This window comes from Pseudomonadota bacterium (genome assembly GCA_023229365.1).
In the GTDB taxonomy this organism is placed as follows: Bacteria; Myxococcota_A; Polyangia; order JAAYKL01; family JAAYKL01; genus JALNZK01.
In genome coordinates, this window is record JALNZK010000049.1 from 20,768 (window position 1) to 37,648 (window position 16,881).

15 protein-coding genes and 1 tRNA gene are annotated in these 16,881 nt (G+C 65.6%); all 16 read right to left on the minus strand.

Annotation, left to right across the window (positions count from 1 at the left end):
* Positions 1–2: 2 nt before the first annotated feature.
* Complete coding sequence (gene rpsJ / locus M0R80_18215) at positions 3–308, minus strand: 30S ribosomal protein S10 (protein MCK9461568.1); 306 nt, start codon at positions 306–308, stop codon at positions 3–5.
* Positions 309–323: 15 nt separating this feature from the next.
* Positions 324–1,514 (minus strand): elongation factor Tu, encoded by a 1,191-nt coding sequence (gene tuf / locus M0R80_18220; GenBank protein ID MCK9461569.1) that lies wholly within the window; start codon positions 1,512–1,514, stop codon positions 324–326.
* Between the two features lie 46 nt (positions 1,515–1,560).
* The gene (fusA, locus tag M0R80_18225) at positions 1,561–3,627 is read right to left on the minus strand and encodes an elongation factor G (protein ID MCK9461570.1); all 2,067 of its coding nucleotides are present in this window, start codon (positions 3,625–3,627) and stop codon (positions 1,561–1,563) included.
* A gap of 115 nt (positions 3,628–3,742) precedes the next feature.
* A complete protein-coding gene (gene rpsG / locus M0R80_18230) occupies positions 3,743–4,213 on the minus strand; it encodes a 30S ribosomal protein S7 (protein ID MCK9461571.1) in 471 nt (156 codons plus the stop codon).
* A 14-nt stretch (positions 4,214–4,227) separates the two neighbouring features.
* Positions 4,228–4,602 (minus strand): 30S ribosomal protein S12, encoded by a 375-nt coding sequence (gene rpsL / locus M0R80_18235; GenBank protein MCK9461572.1) that lies wholly within the window; start codon positions 4,600–4,602, stop codon positions 4,228–4,230.
* Between the two features lie 74 nt (positions 4,603–4,676).
* Complete coding sequence (gene rpoC, locus M0R80_18240) at positions 4,677–8,855, minus strand: DNA-directed RNA polymerase subunit beta' (GenBank protein ID MCK9461573.1); 4,179 nt, start codon at positions 8,853–8,855, stop codon at positions 4,677–4,679.
* Positions 8,856–8,872: 17 nt separating this feature from the next.
* On the minus strand, positions 8,873–13,003 hold the full coding sequence (gene rpoB, locus M0R80_18245; GenBank protein MCK9461574.1) for a DNA-directed RNA polymerase subunit beta: 4,131 nt from the start codon (positions 13,001–13,003) through the stop codon (positions 8,873–8,875).
* A gap of 153 nt (positions 13,004–13,156) precedes the next feature.
* A complete protein-coding gene (gene rplL, locus M0R80_18250; GenBank protein ID MCK9461575.1) occupies positions 13,157–13,543 on the minus strand; it encodes a 50S ribosomal protein L7/L12 in 387 nt (128 codons plus the stop codon).
* A gap of 83 nt (positions 13,544–13,626) precedes the next feature.
* Positions 13,627–14,151: a 50S ribosomal protein L10 gene (gene rplJ / locus M0R80_18255; protein ID MCK9461576.1), complete on the minus strand. Its 525-nt coding sequence runs from the start codon at positions 14,149–14,151 to the stop codon at positions 13,627–13,629.
* A gap of 9 nt (positions 14,152–14,160) precedes the next feature.
* Positions 14,161–14,862, minus strand: a complete 702-nt coding sequence (gene rplA / locus M0R80_18260; GenBank protein MCK9461577.1) for a 50S ribosomal protein L1 — start codon at positions 14,860–14,862, stop codon at positions 14,161–14,163.
* Between the two features lie 81 nt (positions 14,863–14,943).
* Positions 14,944–15,372 carry a 50S ribosomal protein L11 gene (rplK, locus tag M0R80_18265; protein ID MCK9461578.1) on the minus strand — a complete coding sequence of 143 codons (429 nt, stop codon included), beginning with the start codon at positions 15,370–15,372 and terminating at the stop codon, positions 14,944–14,946.
* A 28-nt stretch (positions 15,373–15,400) separates the two neighbouring features.
* Positions 15,401–15,925, minus strand: coding sequence for a transcription termination/antitermination protein NusG (gene nusG, locus M0R80_18270; protein ID MCK9461579.1), 525 nt, complete (start codon positions 15,923–15,925; stop codon positions 15,401–15,403).
* 60 nt (positions 15,926–15,985) lie between these two features.
* Complete coding sequence (gene secE / locus M0R80_18275; protein MCK9461580.1) at positions 15,986–16,471, minus strand: preprotein translocase subunit SecE; 486 nt, start codon at positions 16,469–16,471, stop codon at positions 15,986–15,988.
* Positions 16,472–16,503: 32 nt separating this feature from the next.
* Positions 16,504–16,576 (minus strand) — tRNA-Trp (locus M0R80_18280).
* Positions 16,577–16,586: 10 nt separating this feature from the next.
* Entirely contained in the window at positions 16,587–16,727 is a 141-nt protein-coding gene (gene rpmG / locus M0R80_18285) for a 50S ribosomal protein L33 (GenBank protein MCK9461581.1), read from the minus strand.
* 30 nt (positions 16,728–16,757) lie between these two features.
* A partial coding sequence (locus M0R80_18290) for an elongation factor Tu (GenBank protein ID MCK9461582.1) occupies positions 16,758–16,881 on the minus strand: 124 nt, incomplete at its 5' end.

The following is a 16,881-nucleotide window of genomic DNA, read 5'->3' on the forward strand; positions in this document are numbered from 1 at the left end:
CGCTAGCTCCGAATCTCGACGTCCACGCCAGCGCTCAGGTCCAGCTTCATCAACGCATCGAGGGTCTGTTGCGTCGGCTCCAGGATGTCGATGAGGCGCTTGTGCGTCCTGATCTCGAACTGCTCGCGCGACTTCTTGTCCACGTGCGGCCCGCGAAGCACGGTGTACCTGTTGATCCGCGTCGGCAGCGGAATGGGTCCCGCCACGCGCGCGCCGGTCCGCTTCGCCGTGTCCACGATCTCCGTCGTGGAGGAGTCGAGCAACTTGTGATCGTACGCCTTCAACCTGATTCTGATCTTGTTGGCCATTTTCGGCCCTCCGTCCTATTCGATAATCGACGAGACGACGCCGGAACCCACCGTCCGGCCGCCCTCGCAAATCGCGAAACGCCTTCCGTCTTCCATGGCCACCGGGTCGATCAGCGCCACCGCCATCCGGATGTTGTCCCCGGGCATCACCATCTTCACGTCCTCCGGGAGCTCGATCGTCCCGGTCACGTCCGTCGTCCGGATGTAGAACTGCGGCCTGTAGTTCGAGAAGAACGGCGTGTGCCGCCCGCCCTCCTCCTTCTTCAGGATGTACACCTCGCAGTTGAACTTCTTGTGCGGCGTGATCGACTTCGGCGCCGCCAGCACCTGCCCGCGGAAGATCTCGTCCTTCGCGATCCCCCGCAGCAGCACCCCGACGTTGTCCCCCGCCCGGCCCTCGTCCAGGATCTTCCGGAACATCTCCACGCCCGTCACCACCGTCTTCCGCGTCTCCGCGAACCCGATGATCTCCACCTCTTCCTGGACCTTCACGACCCCGCGCTCGATGCGCCCCGTCGCCACCGTCCCGCGCCCCTTGATCGAGAACACGTCCTCGACGGGCATCAGGAACGGCTTGTCGATCGCCCGCACCGGCTCCGGGATCGACGCGTCTATCGCGTCCATCAGCTTCAGGATCGACCCCTCGCCCATCTCCCCCGTGTCGCCCTCCAGCGCCTTCAGCGCCGACCCGCGGATCACGGGGATCGTGTCCCCCGGGAACTCGTACTTCGTCAGAAGCTCCCGGACCTCCATCTCCACCAGGTCCAGAAGCTCCGGGTCCTCCACCGCGTCCACCTTGTTCATGTAGATCACGATCGCCGGCACGCCCACCTGCCGCGCCAGAAGGATGTGCTCCCGCGTCTGCGGCATCGGCCCGTCCGTCGCCGCCACCACCACGATCGCCCCGTCCATCTGCGCCGCGCCCGTGATCATGTTCTTGATGTAGTCCGCGTGCCCGGGGCAATCCACGTGCGCGTAGTGCCGCGCCTTCGTCTCGTACTCCACGTGCGCCGTCGCGATCGTGATCCCGCGCGCCTTCTCCTCCGGAGCCTTGTCGATTTCGTCGAACGCCACGAACTTCGCCCCGCCGACCTTCGCCAGCGTCTTCGTGATCGCCGCCGTCAGCGTCGTCTTCCCGTGGTCGATGTGCCCGATCGTCCCCACGTTCACGTGCGGCTTGTTCCTTACGAATTTCTCCTTCGCCATGACAAAGCTCCTTTGGAGCGCGGCCAAGCCGCGCCGTGTCCACTTCTCAACCGATGATCACCCTGGCGATCTGCTCGGGAACGGCGCTGAAGTGCGAGAACTGCATCGTGTACGTCGCTCTCCCTTGCGTCACGGTCCTCAAATCGGTCGTGTAGCCGAACATCAGTCTCAGAGGCACGTGCACGTCGATCACCTGAACGCTCACGCGCGCCTCCATTCCGCTGATCCTTCCCTGCCGTCGGTTCAGATCGCCGACGACCTCTCCCATGAACTCCTCGGGCACGATCACCTGCACGGCCATGACCGGCTCGAGCAAAATGGGTTGCGAAGCCCGGAGGGCTTCCCTCAGGGCAATCGAGGCGGCGATTTTATACGCCAGCTCGGTGCTGTCAACCTCATGTTTGCCTTCGTTCAACAAAGAAACCACCAGATCTACGATGGGATATCCGGCCAAAACACCGGAACCGAGCGATCCGCGCACGCTCTCCTCGACTTGTCGCACGAACTCCTTCGGGATGATCATCCCGTCCGTCTCATCCTTGAACTCGATGCCGCTCCCGCGCTCGCCGGGCCGGACGCCGAGCTTGATCGAGGCGCGGTGCAGCTTCGCGCCGATCTGCTTTTCCACGGAGCCGACGCCCGCGGCTTCGCGCGTTGCGGTCTCCCGAAAAGCCACGCGCGGGTCGCCGACGTTCGCGGCCACGTTGAACTCGCGGCGGAGCCGGTCGACGATGATCTCGAGGTGCAGCTCGCCCATCCCGCTGATGAGCGTCTGCCCGGTCTCCTCGTCCGTCTTCACGAGGAACGTCGGGTCCTCCATCGAGAGCCTGTCGAGGGCCTGCGAGAGCTTCTCCTGATCGGCCATCGTCCTCGGCTCGATGGCGATCGAGATCACCGGCTCCGGCGCCTCGATCCGCTCGAGGAGCAGCGGGTGCTTGGGATCGCAGAGGGTGTCGCCCGTCGTCGTGAACCGCAGGCCCACCGCGGCCGCGATATCACCGGCAAACACCTCCTTGATCTCCTCCCGCTTGTTCGCGTGCATCTGGAGGAGCCGGTTGATGCGCTCCTTCCTCGACTTGCTGGCGTTCTCGATCGCCTTGCCCGTCTCGAGCGTTCCCGAGTAAACGCGGAAGTATGTGAGCTGGCCCGCGTAGGCGTCGTTCTGGACCTTGAAGGCGAGCGCGGCGAACGGCTCGCCCTCGTCCGCCTTCCGGCTGATCGGCTTCTGCGTCGACACATCCACGCCCTGGATCGGCGGCAGATCGACGGGCGCGGGCAGGTAGTCGACCACCGCGTCTAGGACCAGCTGCACGCCCTTGTTGCGGAAGGCCGCGCCGCAGAGCACCGGAACGATCTTCCCGCGGATGGTGCCCGCCCGGATCGCGGCCCGTACGCGCGAGAGATCCGGCTCGTGCCCCTCGAGGTAGCTCTCCATCAGCTGCTCGTCGAAGTCGGCCGCCGCCTCGATGAGCTTCTCGCGGGCCGCCGCCGCCGCGTCGGCCATCTCCGCCGGGATCTCGTCCAGGCGGTAGTTGGCGCCGAGCGCGTCGTCGTCCCAGATCACCGCGCGGCCCTCCAGGAGGTCCACGATGCCGCGGAAGCCGTCCTCGACTCCGACCGGCAGTTGCGTCGGCACCGGGCGGGCACCGAGCCTCTCGCGGATCATGTCGACGCAGCGCTCGAAGCTCGCGCCGATCCGATCCATCTTGTTGACGAATGCCAGCCGCGGGACGCCGTACTTGTCGGCCTGCCGCCACACGGTCTCGGACTGGGGCTCGACGCCCGCCACGCCGTCGAAGACGCAGACGGCGCCGTCGAGCACGCGCAGCGATCGCTCGACCTCGATCGTGAAGTCGACGTGCCCCGGGGTGTCGATGATGTTGATCCGGTGATCCCGCCAGAAGCAGGTGGTCGCGGCGCTGGTGATGGTGATGCCGCGCTCCTGCTCCTGCGGCATCCAGTCCATCTGGGCCGTCCCGTCGTGGACCTCGCCCATCTTGTGCGATACGCCGGTGTAGTAGAGGACCCTCTCCGTGAGAGTGGTCTTGCCGGCATCGATGTGGGCCATGATCCCGATGTTTCGGATCAGGCCGATCGGAACGCGCCTTGCCACGCCGTCGCTCTCCCAACCGCCCGCGCTCGTTCGTTCGGCGCCCGGCAGCAAGGACCTCTCTCGGCATCATTCGGCGCGAGTTGCACCCGCCGGAGAAGGCCCGGGACTATTTCATCTACCAGCGGTAGTGCGCGAACGCCTTGTTCGCCTCCGCCATCTTGTGCGTATCCTCACGCTTCTTGATCGACGTGCCGCGGTTCTGCGAGGCGTCCACGAGCTCCGCGGCGAGCCTCTCGCGCATCGTCTGCTCGCCGCGATCGCGGGAGTAGTTGATGAGCCAGCGCATCGCCAGCGCGAGCCTCCGGCTCGCCCTCACCTCGACCGGCACCTGGTAGGTGGCGCCGCCCACGCGACGCGACTTCACCTCGATCTTCGGCTTCACGTTCTCGATGGCCTTCTTGAAGACCTCGAGCGGATCCTGCTTGTAGCGCTGCTCGATGATGTCGAACGCGCCGTACAGCGCCTGCTCCGCGACGGCCTTCTTGCCGCCGTACATCATCTTGTTCACGAACTTGGACACCATCCGGTTCCTGAACTTGGGATCCGGCTGGATTTTCCGTTTCGGTACTTCTCTTCGCCTCGGCATGCCCTACCTCGACCCTACTTCTTCGGGCGCTTCGCGCCGTACTTGCTGCGACCCTGCCGCCGCTCCTCGACCCCGGACGCGTCCATCGTCCCGCGGATGACGTGATACCGCACCCCGGGGAGATCCTTGACGCGGCCGCCGCGGATCAACACCACCGAGTGCTCCTGCAGGTTGTGCCCCTCGCCCGGGATGTAGGTCGTGACCTCCATCCCGTTCGAGAGCCGGACGCGCGCCACCTTGCGGAGCGCCGAGTTCGGCTTCTTCGGGGTCGATGTGTAGACCCTCACGCACACGCCCCGCTTCTGCGGGCACGCCTTGAGCGCGGGGGCCGTCGTCTTCGCCGCTTGCGCGCGACGTCCCTTGCGAACGAGCTGGTTTATCGTCGGCATGCTTCCACTTCTCTAACCCGGTCCGCTCCGCGCGGATCGAAGGCGCTCCCGTGTAATCAAACTAGCCGCTTTTGTCAAGCCGAAGTGATCCCGTTCGCCTCGTCGAACTCGGACTCGTCGGGCACCTCCACGACGCCCCCGTCCACGCCCTCCGCGACCTCGATCGTGAGGCTCTGGTACATCGGGACACCGGTGCCGGCCGGAATCAGCCGGCCCATGATGACGTTCTCCTTGGGCCCGGTCAGGTAGTCGATCCGTCCGGACACGGCCGCCTCGGTGAGCACCTTGGTGGTCTCCTGGAACGACGACGCCGAGATGAAGCTGTCGGTCGAGAGCGCCGCCTTCGTGATCCCGAGGAGGAGCGCCTCCGCGGTCGCCGGCCTGCCGCCCGCCGCGATCACGCGCTCGTTCTCGGCCCTGAACTCGGCCTTGTCCACCTTGTCGTCCGCGAGGAAGGCCGTGTCCCCCGAATCCTTGATCGTGACGCGCCGCAGCATCTGGCGGACGATCGTCTCGATGTGCTTGTCGTTGATGGACACGCCCTGGAGGCGGTAGACCTCCTGGATCTCGTCGACGAGGTACTTCGCCAGCGCCTTCTCGCCCATCACCTTCAGGATGTCGTGCGGGTTGGCGGCGCCGTCCATGAGCGCCTCGCCGGCGCGGATGAAGTCGCCCTCCTTGACCGCGATGTGCTTGCCCTTGGCGATGAGGTAGTCCTTCGGCTCGCCGACCTCCGGCGTGATGACGACCTTCCGCTTGCCCTTCGTGTCCTTGCCGAACGAGATGACGCCGTCGATCTCGGCGATCATGGCGTGCTCCTTGGGCTTGCGCGCCTCGAACAGCTCCGCCACGCGCGGCAGGCCGCCGGTGATGTCCTTCGTCTTCGTGGTCTCGCGCGGGATCTTGGCGATCACCTCGCCGGCGTCGATGGCGTCGCCCTCGTTCACGGTGATGTTCGCGCCGACCGGCAGGAGGTACCGCGCGGCGCCGCCGGTGCCGGCGTCCTTGGTCGCGCCCTTCTCGTCCTTGATCGAGACGCGGGGCCGAAGCTCGGGATCCTTGGACTCGATGATCACCTTTCGCGAGAGGCCCGTCACCTCGTCGAGCATCTCCGACATGGAGAGGCCCTCGATGACGTCGCCGAACTTCACCACGCCGGGGGTCTCGGCGACGATCGGGATCGAGTAAGGATCCCACTCGGCGATGAGCTCTCCGGACTTCACGTTCCGCCCTTCCTCGACCTTGAGGGCGGCGCCGTAGACGACGTTGTAGGTGTGCTCGCGCCCGACGTCGTCGACGACCGCGATCTCCCCGTGCCGGGCCATCACGATGGTCGTGCCGTCCGTCTTCCGCGCGACCGGCAGCCCGCGGAGCTGAACGCGCCCGTCCTGGTTCGCCTCGAGCCGCGACTGCTCGATCTTGCCGCGCTTCGCCGCGCCGCCGATGTGGAAGGTCCGCATCGTCAGCTGCGTGCCGGGCTCGCCGATGGACTGCGCGGCGATGATCCCCACCGCCTCGCCGATGTTGACCTGATAGCCGCGCGCGAGATCGCGGCCGTAGCACTTCACGCAGATGCCGCGCTGTGTCTGGCAGGTGAGCACCGATCGGATCGTGACCGACGTCGTGCCCGCCGCCTCGATCTTCGCGACCTTGGTCTCGTCGATGATCTCGTTCGCCTCGACGAGCAGCTCGCCGGTGTACGGATCGTAGACGTCGTCGAGGGCGACGCGGCCGAGCACGCGCTCGCTCAGCTTCTGGATGACCTCGCCGCCCTCCTCGAGCGCCGTGACCTCGATGCCGTCGAGCGTGCCGCAGTCGAACTCCGTGATCGTCGCGTCCTGTGCGACGTCGACGAGCCGCCGCGTGAGGTAGCCGGAGTTCGCGGTCTTGAGCGCGGTGTCCGCAAGCCCCTTGCGCGCGCCGTGCGTCGAGATGAAGTACTGGAGGACCGACAGCCCCTCCCGGAAGTTCGCCGTGATCGGCGTCTCGATAATCTCGCCCGACGGCTTCGCCATCAGGCCGCGCATTCCGGCGAGCTGCCTGAGCTGCGCGTTGGAACCGCGCGCGCCGGAGTCCGCCATGATGAAAATCGGGTTGAAGCTCGAGACGGTCTTCATCTCACCCGTGTACGGATCCTTGACGTCGGCCGAGCGGATCTGCTGCACCATCTCGTCGGCGACCTGATCCGACACGGCGGCCCAGATGTCGACGACCTTGTTGTACCGCTCGCCGTCCGTGATGAGGCCTTCCTGGTACTGCGTGACGACGCGCTCGACCTCGGCCTGCGCCGTCTCGAGCAGCGCCTTCTTGGTCTTCGGGATCTCCATGTTGTCCATGCAGATGCTGATCCCGGCGCGCGTCGCGTACTCGAAGCCGATGTTGCGGAGCTGATCCGCGAGGATCACGGTGGCCTTGTTGCCGCACACGCGGTACGCCGCGTCGATGAGCTGCGACAGCGCCTTGCGGTCCATGACCTTGTTCACGAAGCTGAACGGCATGCCGCGGGGCAGGATCTCGCCCACCAGCACGCGCCCGACCGACGTGCGGACGTGCGCCCCGTCGACGCGCACGACCACCTCCGCGTGGAGATCGATCGCGCCGCTGTCGTAGGCCATCCGCACCTCGTCGGTGGACGAGTAGATTCCCGCGAACCTGGCGGCACCCTTGACGTCGTCGCGGTGCTCGCCGCGGCTGAACGGCCGCTTGCTCGTCATGTAGTACAGCCCGAGCACGATATCCTGGGTCGGGTTGATGATCGGCTTGCCGTGGGCCGGGCTCAGGATGTTGTTCGTCGACATCATGAGCACGCGCGCTTCCATCTGCGCCTCGATGCTGAGCGGGACGTGGACGGCCATCTGGTCGCCGTCGAAATCGGCGTTGAAGGCGGTACAGACGAGCGGGTGCAGCCGGATCGCCTTGCCCTCGATGAGGACCGGCTCGAACGCCTGTATGCCGAGGCGGTGCAGCGTCGGCGCGCGGTTCAGCATGACGGGGTGCTCGCTGATCACCTCGTCGAGGATGTCCCAGACCTCGGACTTCGCCTTCTCGACCATCTTTTTCGCGCTCTTGATGGTCGTGACGAACCCGCGCTCCTCGAGCTTGTTGTAGATGAACGGCTTGAACAGCTCGAGCGCCATCTGCTTCGGCAGGCCGCACTGGTGCAGCTTGAGCGACGGGCCGACCACGATCACGGAGCGGCCGGAGTAGTCGACGCGCTTGCCGAGCAGGTTCTGGCGGAACCGGCCCTGCTTTCCCTTGAGCATGTCGGACAGGGACTTGAGGGGCCGCTTGTTGGGGCCGGTGATCGTCTTCCCGCGCCGTCCGTTGTCGAAGAGCGCGTCGACGGCCTCCTGCAGCATGCGCCGCTCGTTGCGGATGATGATGTCGGGCGCGTTGAGCTCGAGGAGGCGCTTCAGCCGGTTGTTCCGGTTGATCACGCGCCGGTACAGGTCGTTCAGGTCGCTCGTCGCGAACCTGCCGCCGTCGAGCGGAACGAGCGGCCGCAGATCGGGCGGGAGCACCGGGATCACCGACAGCATCATCCACTCGGGCTTGTTCCCCGAGTCCTTGAACGCCTCCGCGACCTTGAGCCGCTTCGTGTACTTCTTGCGCTTCGCCTCGCTGTTGTTGCCGCGCAGCTCGCGCCGAAGCTCCTCGGCGAGCGTGACCACGTCGACGTCCTTCAGGAGCGAGACGACCGCCTCCCCGCCCATGCCGGCCTCGAACGTGCCGTACCCGAACTCCTCGATCGCCTGCTGGTACCTCTCCTCGGAGAGGATCTCGCCCCGCTCCATCGAGGTCTGCCCCGGGTCGAGCACGACGTAGCTCTCGCAGTAGAGGATGCGCTCGAGATCCTTGAGCGTGATGTCGAGCAGCGCCCCGATCCGCGAAGGCAGGCTCTTGAGGAACCAGATGTGCGCGACCGGGGTGGCGAGCGTGATGTGGCCGAGCCGCTCCCGCCGCACCTTCGACTGGATCACCTCGACGCCGCACTTCTCGCAGACGATGCCCCGGTGCTTCATCCGCTTGTACTTCCCGCAGTTGCACTCGTAGTCCTTGACCGGGCCGAAGATCTTCGCGCAGAAGAGCCCGTCCCGCTCCGGCTTGAACGTGCGGTAGTTGATCGTCTCGGGCTTCTTCACCTCGCCGTGCGACCACTCCAGGATCTGGTTCGGGCTCGCCAGCGAGATCCGCATCGCCGAGAAGCTCAGCGGATCCTTGGGTTTCTCAAAGAAGCTGAAGATGTCCTTCATGATCTACCTCCCGGCGCCTAAGCCTGGGGCTGCTCTTCCGAAACGATCTGCTCACCAACGTGGCTCTCGACCAGCTCGACGTTCAGGCAGAGGCTCTGGAGCTCCTTGATGAGGACGTTGAACGACTCCGGGAGCCCCGCCTCGAGCGACTGCTCGCCCTTGACGATGGACTCGTACATCCGCGTGCGACCCATGACGTCGTCGCTCTTGACCGTGAGGAACTCCTGCAGCGCGTACGCGGCGCCGTAGGCCTCCATGGCCCAGACCTCCATCTCGCCGAGCCGCTGGCCGCCGAACTGCGCCTTGCCGCCGAGCGGCTGCTGCGTGACGAGCGAGTACGGCCCGATGGACCGCGCGTGGATCTTGTCGTCGACGAGGTGGTGCAGCTTGAGCACGTACATGACGCCGACGGTCACGTCCTGATCGAACGCCTCGCCCGTGCGGCCGTCGAAGAGCACGGTCTGCCCGGATCGCGGCAGGCCGGCCAGCTCCAGCGCCTTGCGGATCTCCTCCTCGGCGGCGCCGTCGAACACCGGCGAGCCGTAGAGGATGCCCTCGCGCTGCTGCGCGGCGAACCGCAGCACTTCCTTGTCGGACATCTCGTCGACCATCCGGCCGCCGATCTCGCTGGAGAAGATCCCCTTCAGCCGCGCGCGGACGTTCTCCGCGGCGTACCCGCCCACCTCGACCATCCACGAGAGCTGCTCGCCGAGCACGCGCGCGGCCCAGCCGAGGTGCGTCTCGAGGATCTGCCCGACGTTCATACGGGAGGGCACGCCGAGCGGGTTGAGCACGATGTCCACAGGGGTGCCGTCCTGCAGGAATGGCATGTCCTCTTCCGGCAGGATGCGGCTGATCACGCCCTTGTTGCCGTGCCGGCCCGCCATCTTGTCGCCGACCGACACGCGCCGCTTGATGGCCACGAACAGCTTGACCATCTTGATCACGCCCGGCGGGAGCTCGTCCCCCTTCGACAGCCTATCTATCTTCTCGTGGAACGCCTCCTCGATCACGTCCTGCTGGCTCTTGAGGGACTCGATGATCTCGGCGATCCGATCCTGCCCCGAGTCGACCGGGATCTGTCCCCAGTACTTGCGCGGGATGTCGTTCAGGCTGTCGTTCTCGAGCTTCTTGCCCTTCTGCACGACGACGTTGCCCTTGTCGTCCACGAGCTTGCCGGTCGTCGTCCTGCCGGCGAGGATCTTCCGGACGCGGGCGTAGGCCGACTCCCGGATGATCTTGATCTCGGCCGCCATGTCCTTCTCCAGCCGAGCGCGCTCCGCCTCCTCGATCTGCTTGGCGCGGTCGTCCTTCTCGGTGCCGCGCCTGCTGAAGACGCGCGCGTCGATGACGATGCCGGAGACGCCCGGCGGCACGCGCAGCGAGGAGTCGCGCACGTCGCCCGCCTTCTCGCCGAAGATCGCGCGCAGGAGCTTCTCCTCGGGGCTGAGCTGCGTCTCGCCCTTCGGCGTGATCTTGCCGACGAGGATGTCGCCCTGCTTGACCTCGGCGCCCATGCGCACGATGCCGCTCTCGTCGAGGTTCGCGAGCGCCTCCTCGCCGACGTTCGGGATGTCCCGGGTGATCTCCTCCTTGCCGAGCTTCGTGTCGCGCGCGACGCACTCGAACTCCTCGATGTGGATGGAGGTGTACGCGTCCTCCTTCGCGAGCTTCTCGGAGAGGAGGATCGAGTCCTCGAAGTTGTAGCCGCCCCACGGCATGAACGCGACGAGCACGTTCTGCCCGAGCGCGAGCTCGCCTTGGGCGGTCGCCGGGCCGTCCGCGAGCACGTCGCCCTTCCGGACCTTCGCTCCGGCGCCGATGACCGGCTTCTGGTTGACACAGGTGTTCTGGTTGGAGCGACGGAACTTCACGAGGTTGTAGATGTCCGGGAAGTCGCCGCTGCGGCCCTCCGCGCGAACGACGATCCGCGTCGCGTCGACCGACTCGACGACGCCGTCGCGCCGCGCGATCACCGTGACGCCCGAGTCGGCGGCCACCTTTCCCTCGAGCCCGGTGCCGACGATCGGCGCCCTGGTCTTGAGGAGCGGCACCGCCTGGCGCTGCATGTTCGATCCCATGAGCGCGCGGTTCGCGTCGTCGTGCTCGAGGAACGGCACGAGCGAGGACGCGACCGACACGAGCTGGTTCGGCGACACGTCCATGAGCGTCACCTGCTCGTTGGTCACCATGGCGAACTCGCCGTTGTTGCGGCACAGCACGAACGCGTTCACCAACTTTCCCTTCTTGTCGAAGGGCTCGTTGGCCTGCGCGATGAAGTGCTGCTCCTCCTCGAGCGCGGAGTAGAACCGCACCGTGTCGGTGACCTTGCCCTCGGTCACGTCGCGGTACGGCGTCTCGACGAAGCCGTACTCGTTGACCCTGGCGAACGTCGAGAGCGACGCGATGAGGCCGATGTTCGGCCCCTCCGGCGTCTCGATCGGGCAGATGCGGCCGTAATGCGTCGGATGGACGTCGCGCACCTCGAAGCCCGCCCGCTCGCGCGTCAGGCCGCCGGGGCCGAGCGCGGAGAGGCGCCGCTTGTGCGTGACCTCGGAGAGCGGATTCGTCTGATCCATGAACTGCGACAGCTGGCTCGAGCCGAAGTACTCCTTGACCACGGCGCTGACCGGCTTCGCGTTGATGAGATCGTGCGGCATGAGCGTGTCGAGCTCCTGGCTCATGCTCATGCGCTCCTTGATCGCGCGCTCCATGCGGACAAGCCCGATGCGGTACTGGCTCTCCATGAGCTCGCCGACCGCGCGTACGCGCCGGTTCCCGAGGTGGTCGATGTCGTCGACCGAGCCGCGCCCGTTCTTGAGCTCGATGAGGTGGTGCACGGTCTCCATGATGTCGCGCGGCGTCAGGGTCGTGAGCTCGAGCGGCTCCTCGATGTGGAACTTGTGGTTCAGCTTGAGCCTGCCGACGCGGGACAGATCGTAGCGCTCCGTGTTGAAGAACAGGTTCTGAAACAGCACGTTCGCGGTCTCGAGCGTCGGCGGGTCCCCGGGGCGCAGCCGGCGGTAGATCTCCAGGATCGCCTCCTCCTGGGAGGTGATCTTGTCCGCCACCAGCGTGTCGCGGAGGTAGGAACCGACGTTGAGGTTGTCGATGAAGAGCACCTTGAAGCTCTTGATCTTCGCGTCGCGGAGCCTATCGATCTTGGACTCGGTGATCTCCTCGTTGCACTCGAGCAGCACCTCGCCGGTCGCCTCGTCGATCACGTCCTCGGCGGACACCTTGCCGAGCACGTCCGGCAGATCGATGGGCAGCGTGTCGAGCTCGGCCTCGCGCATCTTGCGGATCGCCATCCGCGTGAACTTCCGGTTCTTCTTGACGATGACGGTGCCGCCGATCTTGATGTCGCGCGTCGCCCGCTGTCCCTCGATGAAGTCGTACTCGATGCTCTTCTTGAACCGCTTGCCCTGCTCCAGGAACACCGTCTCGGTGTTGTAGAAGTAATTGAGGAGATCCTGCGTCGAGAACCCCAGGGCGCGCAGCAGCACGGTCGCCGGCATCTTCCTGCGCCGATCGATCCGGACGTGGATGATGTTCTTGTGGTCGAACTCGAAATCGAGCCACGACCCGCGGTACGGGATCACGCGCGCCGAGTAGAGCAGCTTGCCGGACGAGTGCGTCTTCCCCTTGTCGTGGTCGAAGAACACGCCCGGTGAGCGGTGCAGCTGGCTGACGACCACGCGCTCCGTCCCGTTGATGATGAACGTCCCGTTCTCCGTCATGAGCGGGATCTCGCCGAAGAACACCTCCTGCTCCTTGATGTCGCGGACGACCGGATCCTGGCCTTCCTCGGCCGGGGCGTCGTAGATGATGAGCTGGATGGTGACCTTGATGGGCGCCGCGAAGCTCATCCCCCGCTGGCGGCACTCGTCGACGTCGTACTTCGGCTTCTCCAGCGTGTACCCGAGGTAGGCGAGCTCGCTCGTCCCCTTGAAGTCGCGGATGGGGAATACGCTCGTGAACACGCCCTGCAGCCCCACGGTCTCTCGCTGCTCGTGGGGCACGGTCGCCTGCAGGAACTTGTCGTACGACAGCTTCTGAATCTCGATCAAATGGGGAATCTCGACGACCTTCCGGATCTTGCCGAAGGACTCCCGATAACGGTAGTTCGCCTGGACTGTGGATGCCATGGGCTCAGCTCCCTATTGTTTCAGAAGCGTTAGGAGAAAACGTCCTCCCGGCGACTTCCCGGGCGGAGGACAGACCACACCGTTGCCCGCGCGGCTGCGCGCAGGCGGGACGACGAGCTCGACTGGCGATGCTCCGTATTCGGAACATCGAGGCTACTTCACCGTGACAGTAGCACCGGCCTCCTCGAGCTTCTTCTTGGCGTCCGCGGCTTCCTCCTTCGACACGGCTTCCTTGACCACCTTCGGCGCCGCGTCGACGAGATCCTTCGCTTCCTTGAGCCCGAGGTTCGTGAGCTCGCGGATGACCTTGATCACGTTGATCTTCTTGTCACCGATCGCGGTCAGCTCGACGTTGAACTCGGTCTTCTCCTCCACCGCGGCGGCGGCCTCGCCGCCACCGGCACCGGCCATACCCATCATGGCCACCGGCGCCGCGGAGACGCCCCACTTCGACTCGAGCTCCTTCGTCAGCGCGGCGATGTCCATCACCGACAGGTTGCTCAGGAACTCCACCACTTGTTCGCGCGTAATCTCAGGCATCTTTCACTCCCATTTCACAGGCCCTCTATCGGACCCGGACGTTTCCCTTCTTTTTCTGCGACCCGCACCCTTGCCGGCCGCGCCTACTTCTCTTCCAGCTGTCGACGCCGCGCGTCGAGCACGTACACGAAGTTGGTCGATCCCGCGGCGAGCAGCCGCACGAATTCCTGCGCCGGCGCCATGAACGTCGCGAGCATCGTCCCGAGCAGCTCGTTCTTCCCCGGCATCTTCGACAGGCTGACGACCGCCTTGTCGTCGAGCACCTCGTTGCCGAGCACCGCGCACTTGATCCGCAGCTTCTCGTTGGTCTTCGCGAAGGTGACCGCGACGCGGGCCGGCGCCGCCGGATCATCGTAGGACCACGCCACGGCGGTGGGTCCCACGAGGTGATCGACGAGCTTCCCGTGGAACGGCGAGTCCTTGACGGCGAGCCCGAACAGCTTGTTCTTGATCACCTTGTACTCGACCCCGACCTTGCGGAACTCGTCTCGCAGCCGCGTGACGCTCTGGACGTCCAAACCGCGGAAGTCCGTGACCACGGCGCTGGCCATCTTCGAGAACCGTTCCCGGATCTCGTTGATCTGGTCTTGCTTCTGTACCCGGTTCATGGACGCCTCCTACTTCTTCCCGCCGAAGATCTGCGGGTCGATCTTCACGCCGGGGCCCATCGTCGACGAGACGCAGATCCCCTTGAGGTACGTGCCCTTCGCCGAAGGCGGCTTCGCCTTGAGGATCGCCTCGATCAGGACGTCGAAATTGCCCTGGAGCTTCTTTGCCTCGAACGAGGCCTTCCCGATCGGCGCGTGCACGATGCCGGCCTTCTCGACGCGGTACTGCACCTTCCCGGCCTTGGCCTGCTTCACCGCGTTCGTGACGTCGAGTGTGACCGTGCCGGTCTTCGGGTTCGGCATGAGCCCGCGCGTGCCGAGGATCTTCCCGATCCTTCCGACCTTGGCCATCATCGGCGGGATCGCGATGGCGGTGTCGAACTCGAGCCAGCCGCCCTGGATCTTCTCGATGAGATCCTCCGCCCCGACGTAGTCGGCGCCGGCGTCCTGCGCCTCCTTCTCCTTCTCGCCCGTCGCGAACACGAGCACCCGGATCGTCTTGCCCAGCCCGTGCGGCAGCGCCACGGCGCCGCGCACCATCTGGTCCGCGTGCTTCGGGTTGACCCCGAGCTTGATCGCGACGTCGACGGTCTCGTCGAACTTCGCCGTCGCGGTCCCCTTGACCTTCGACAGCGCCTCCTCGACCGAGTACAGCGTGTTCCTGTCCACGGTCTCCCTGGCCGTACGTGTGCGTTTGGACTGCTTTCCCATGCGGCGTTCGCCTCCCATGCGTTTCTCCCCCGTGTGTCGGGGGCGCGTGGTAAAAACGGTGCCCCCAAGCGGGGCGATCCGTCAGTCGACGACCTCGATGCCCATCGAACGAGCCGTCCCCGAAACCGTCTTGATCGCGGAATCGATGCTCGTCGTGTTCAGGTCGACCAGCTTCATCTCGGCGATCTTCCTGATCTGGGCGCCCGTTACCGTGCCGGCCTTCTCCTTGTTCGGCGTGCCGGATCCCTTCTCCAGCTTCGCCTCCTTCAGCAGAAGGCGCGCGACCGGCGGCGTCTTGGTGATGAACGTGAAGCTCCTGTCGGCGAAGACCGTGATCACCACCGGGATGATCATGCCCTCCGCCGCCTGCGCCTGGGTCTTGGCGTTGAACGTCTTGCAGAACTCCATGATGTTCACGCCGTGCTGGCCGAGCGCGGGCCCGATGGGCGGCGACGGGTTCGCCTTTCCCGCGGGCACCTGCAGCTTGATCTGGCCGATGATCTTTTTCATCTCGATTCTCCTGCGAGGCCGTCCTCGCCTAACTCGTCTTCTCCACCTGCGTGTAGTCGAGCTCGACCGGCGTCGCGCGGCCGAAGATGCTCACGAGCACGACGACCTTCTGCTTCTCCGGCTTGACGACCTCGACCGTGCCGTTGAAGCCGCTGAACGCGCCGTCCACGACGCGGATCCCGTCGCCCTCCTCGAACCGGATGATCGGCGTCGGCGCCGCGGCGCCGGCCTCCATCCGCGACATGATCCTGGCGATCTCCTCCTCGGGCACCGGCGCCGGCCGCTGGTTCCCGACGAAGTTGGTCACCTTGGGCGTGTTCTTGACGAGGTGCCACGTCTCCTCGTTGAGCACCATCTGCAGGAAGATGTACCCTGGGAAGAACTTCCGCTCGCCGATCCGCTTCTTGCCGCGCACGACCTCCTGCACGGTCTCGGTCGGGACGAGGATCTCGCCGAACAGCTCTGGGAAGCCCGAGCCCTTGATCCGCTCCTCGAGCGAGAGCCGGACCTTGTTCTCGAAGCCCGAGTACGTGGTGACCACGTAGTATTTCATTTTCCTGTCCGGCTCGGCCATGATCGTACCTTTTCCTTGAACCCGTCCCTCGGCCCGCGCTCAGATGTTGAGCAGCTGCTCGGTCGCCCAGGCCCAGAACATGTCGAACACGCCGAGAATGATGGACGCGATGATCGACACCACGATGACGACGACCGTCGACGCGGACAGCTCCTTGCGCGTCGGCCAGGTCACCTTCGAGAGCTCCGTGACGACCTCCACTGCGAGCCGGTTGAGCTTCGGGTGCCGCCACATGTAGATCGCCGTGCCGAAGCCGGCGATCCCGCCGATCGCGATGGTCATCCACCCCCGCGGCGCGGGCATCCACGCGAACCCGAGGTTCAGGCGCGTCCACGCGGTATCGACGATCTGGATGAGCAGCCACGCGAGAGCAATGGCGCCGCCGAAGAAGATGGCGTGCACGTAGCGCATCAGGCCGAACGCAGCCGCGGCCTGCCCGACGGGGGCCGCCGCGGGCGCTGCGGTCTCCGCCTCTCGCGCGTCTTCCTCTTCCCTGCCCTTGCCGTCGTCTTCTTTTTCGCTCATCGCCGTCTCTCCGATAAGGCCGGAATCCTGTGCAGGCCAGGAGGGATTCGAACCCCCAACCTACGGATTTGGAATCCGCCGCTCTACCGTTCGAGCTACTGGCCTATTGGGAGGCCTACTTGGTCTCCCTGTGCTCCGTGTGCTTGCGGCAACGCGGACAATACTTGTTGAACGCCAGCTTGCCGGGCGTCGTGCGCTTGTTCTTCGTCGTCGTGTAGTTGCGCTCCGAACAAACGCGACACTCGAGCGTGATCATCGTTCTGTTGCCACCTGCCACGGCAGCCTCCTATTCGATAATCGACGAGACGACGCCGGAACCCACCGTCCGGCCGCCCTCGCGAATCGCGAAACGCATTCCGTCTTCCATGGCCACCGGGTCGATCAGCGCCACCGCCATCCGGATGTTGTCC

What these genes read in the sequence shown, in the direction of transcription:
- rpsJ (MCK9461568.1), bottom strand. Translation starts at nt 308, where the DNA reads ATGGCCAACAAGATCAGAATCAGGTTGAAGGCGTACGATCACAAGTTG.
- tuf (MCK9461569.1), bottom strand. Translation starts at nt 1,514, where the DNA reads ATGGCGAAGGAGAAATTCGTAAGGAACAAGCCGCACGTGAACGTGGGG.
- rpsG (MCK9461571.1), bottom strand. Translation starts at nt 4,213, where the DNA reads ATGCCGAGGCGAAGAGAAGTACCGAAACGGAAAATCCAGCCGGATCCC.
- rpsL (MCK9461572.1), bottom strand. Translation starts at nt 4,602, where the DNA reads ATGCCGACGATAAACCAGCTCGTTCGCAAGGGACGTCGCGCGCAAGCG.
- rpoC (MCK9461573.1), bottom strand. Translation starts at nt 8,855, where the DNA reads ATGAAGGACATCTTCAGCTTCTTTGAGAAACCCAAGGATCCGCTGAGC.
- rpoB (MCK9461574.1), bottom strand. Translation starts at nt 13,003, where the DNA reads ATGGCATCCACAGTCCAGGCGAACTACCGTTATCGGGAGTCCTTCGGC.
- rplL (MCK9461575.1), bottom strand. Translation starts at nt 13,543, where the DNA reads ATGCCTGAGATTACGCGCGAACAAGTGGTGGAGTTCCTGAGCAACCTG.
- rplJ (MCK9461576.1), bottom strand. Translation starts at nt 14,151, where the DNA reads ATGAACCGGGTACAGAAGCAAGACCAGATCAACGAGATCCGGGAACGG.
- rplA (MCK9461577.1), bottom strand. Translation starts at nt 14,862, where the DNA reads ATGGGAAAGCAGTCCAAACGCACACGTACGGCCAGGGAGACCGTGGAC.
- rplK (MCK9461578.1), bottom strand. Translation starts at nt 15,372, where the DNA reads ATGAAAAAGATCATCGGCCAGATCAAGCTGCAGGTGCCCGCGGGAAAG.
- nusG (MCK9461579.1), bottom strand. Translation starts at nt 15,925, where the DNA reads ATGAAATACTACGTGGTCACCACGTACTCGGGCTTCGAGAACAAGGTC.
- secE (MCK9461580.1), bottom strand. Translation starts at nt 16,471, where the DNA reads ATGAGCGAAAAAGAAGACGACGGCAAGGGCAGGGAAGAGGAAGACGCG.
- rpmG (MCK9461581.1), bottom strand. Translation starts at nt 16,727, where the DNA reads ATGATCACGCTCGAGTGTCGCGTTTGTTCGGAGCGCAACTACACGACG.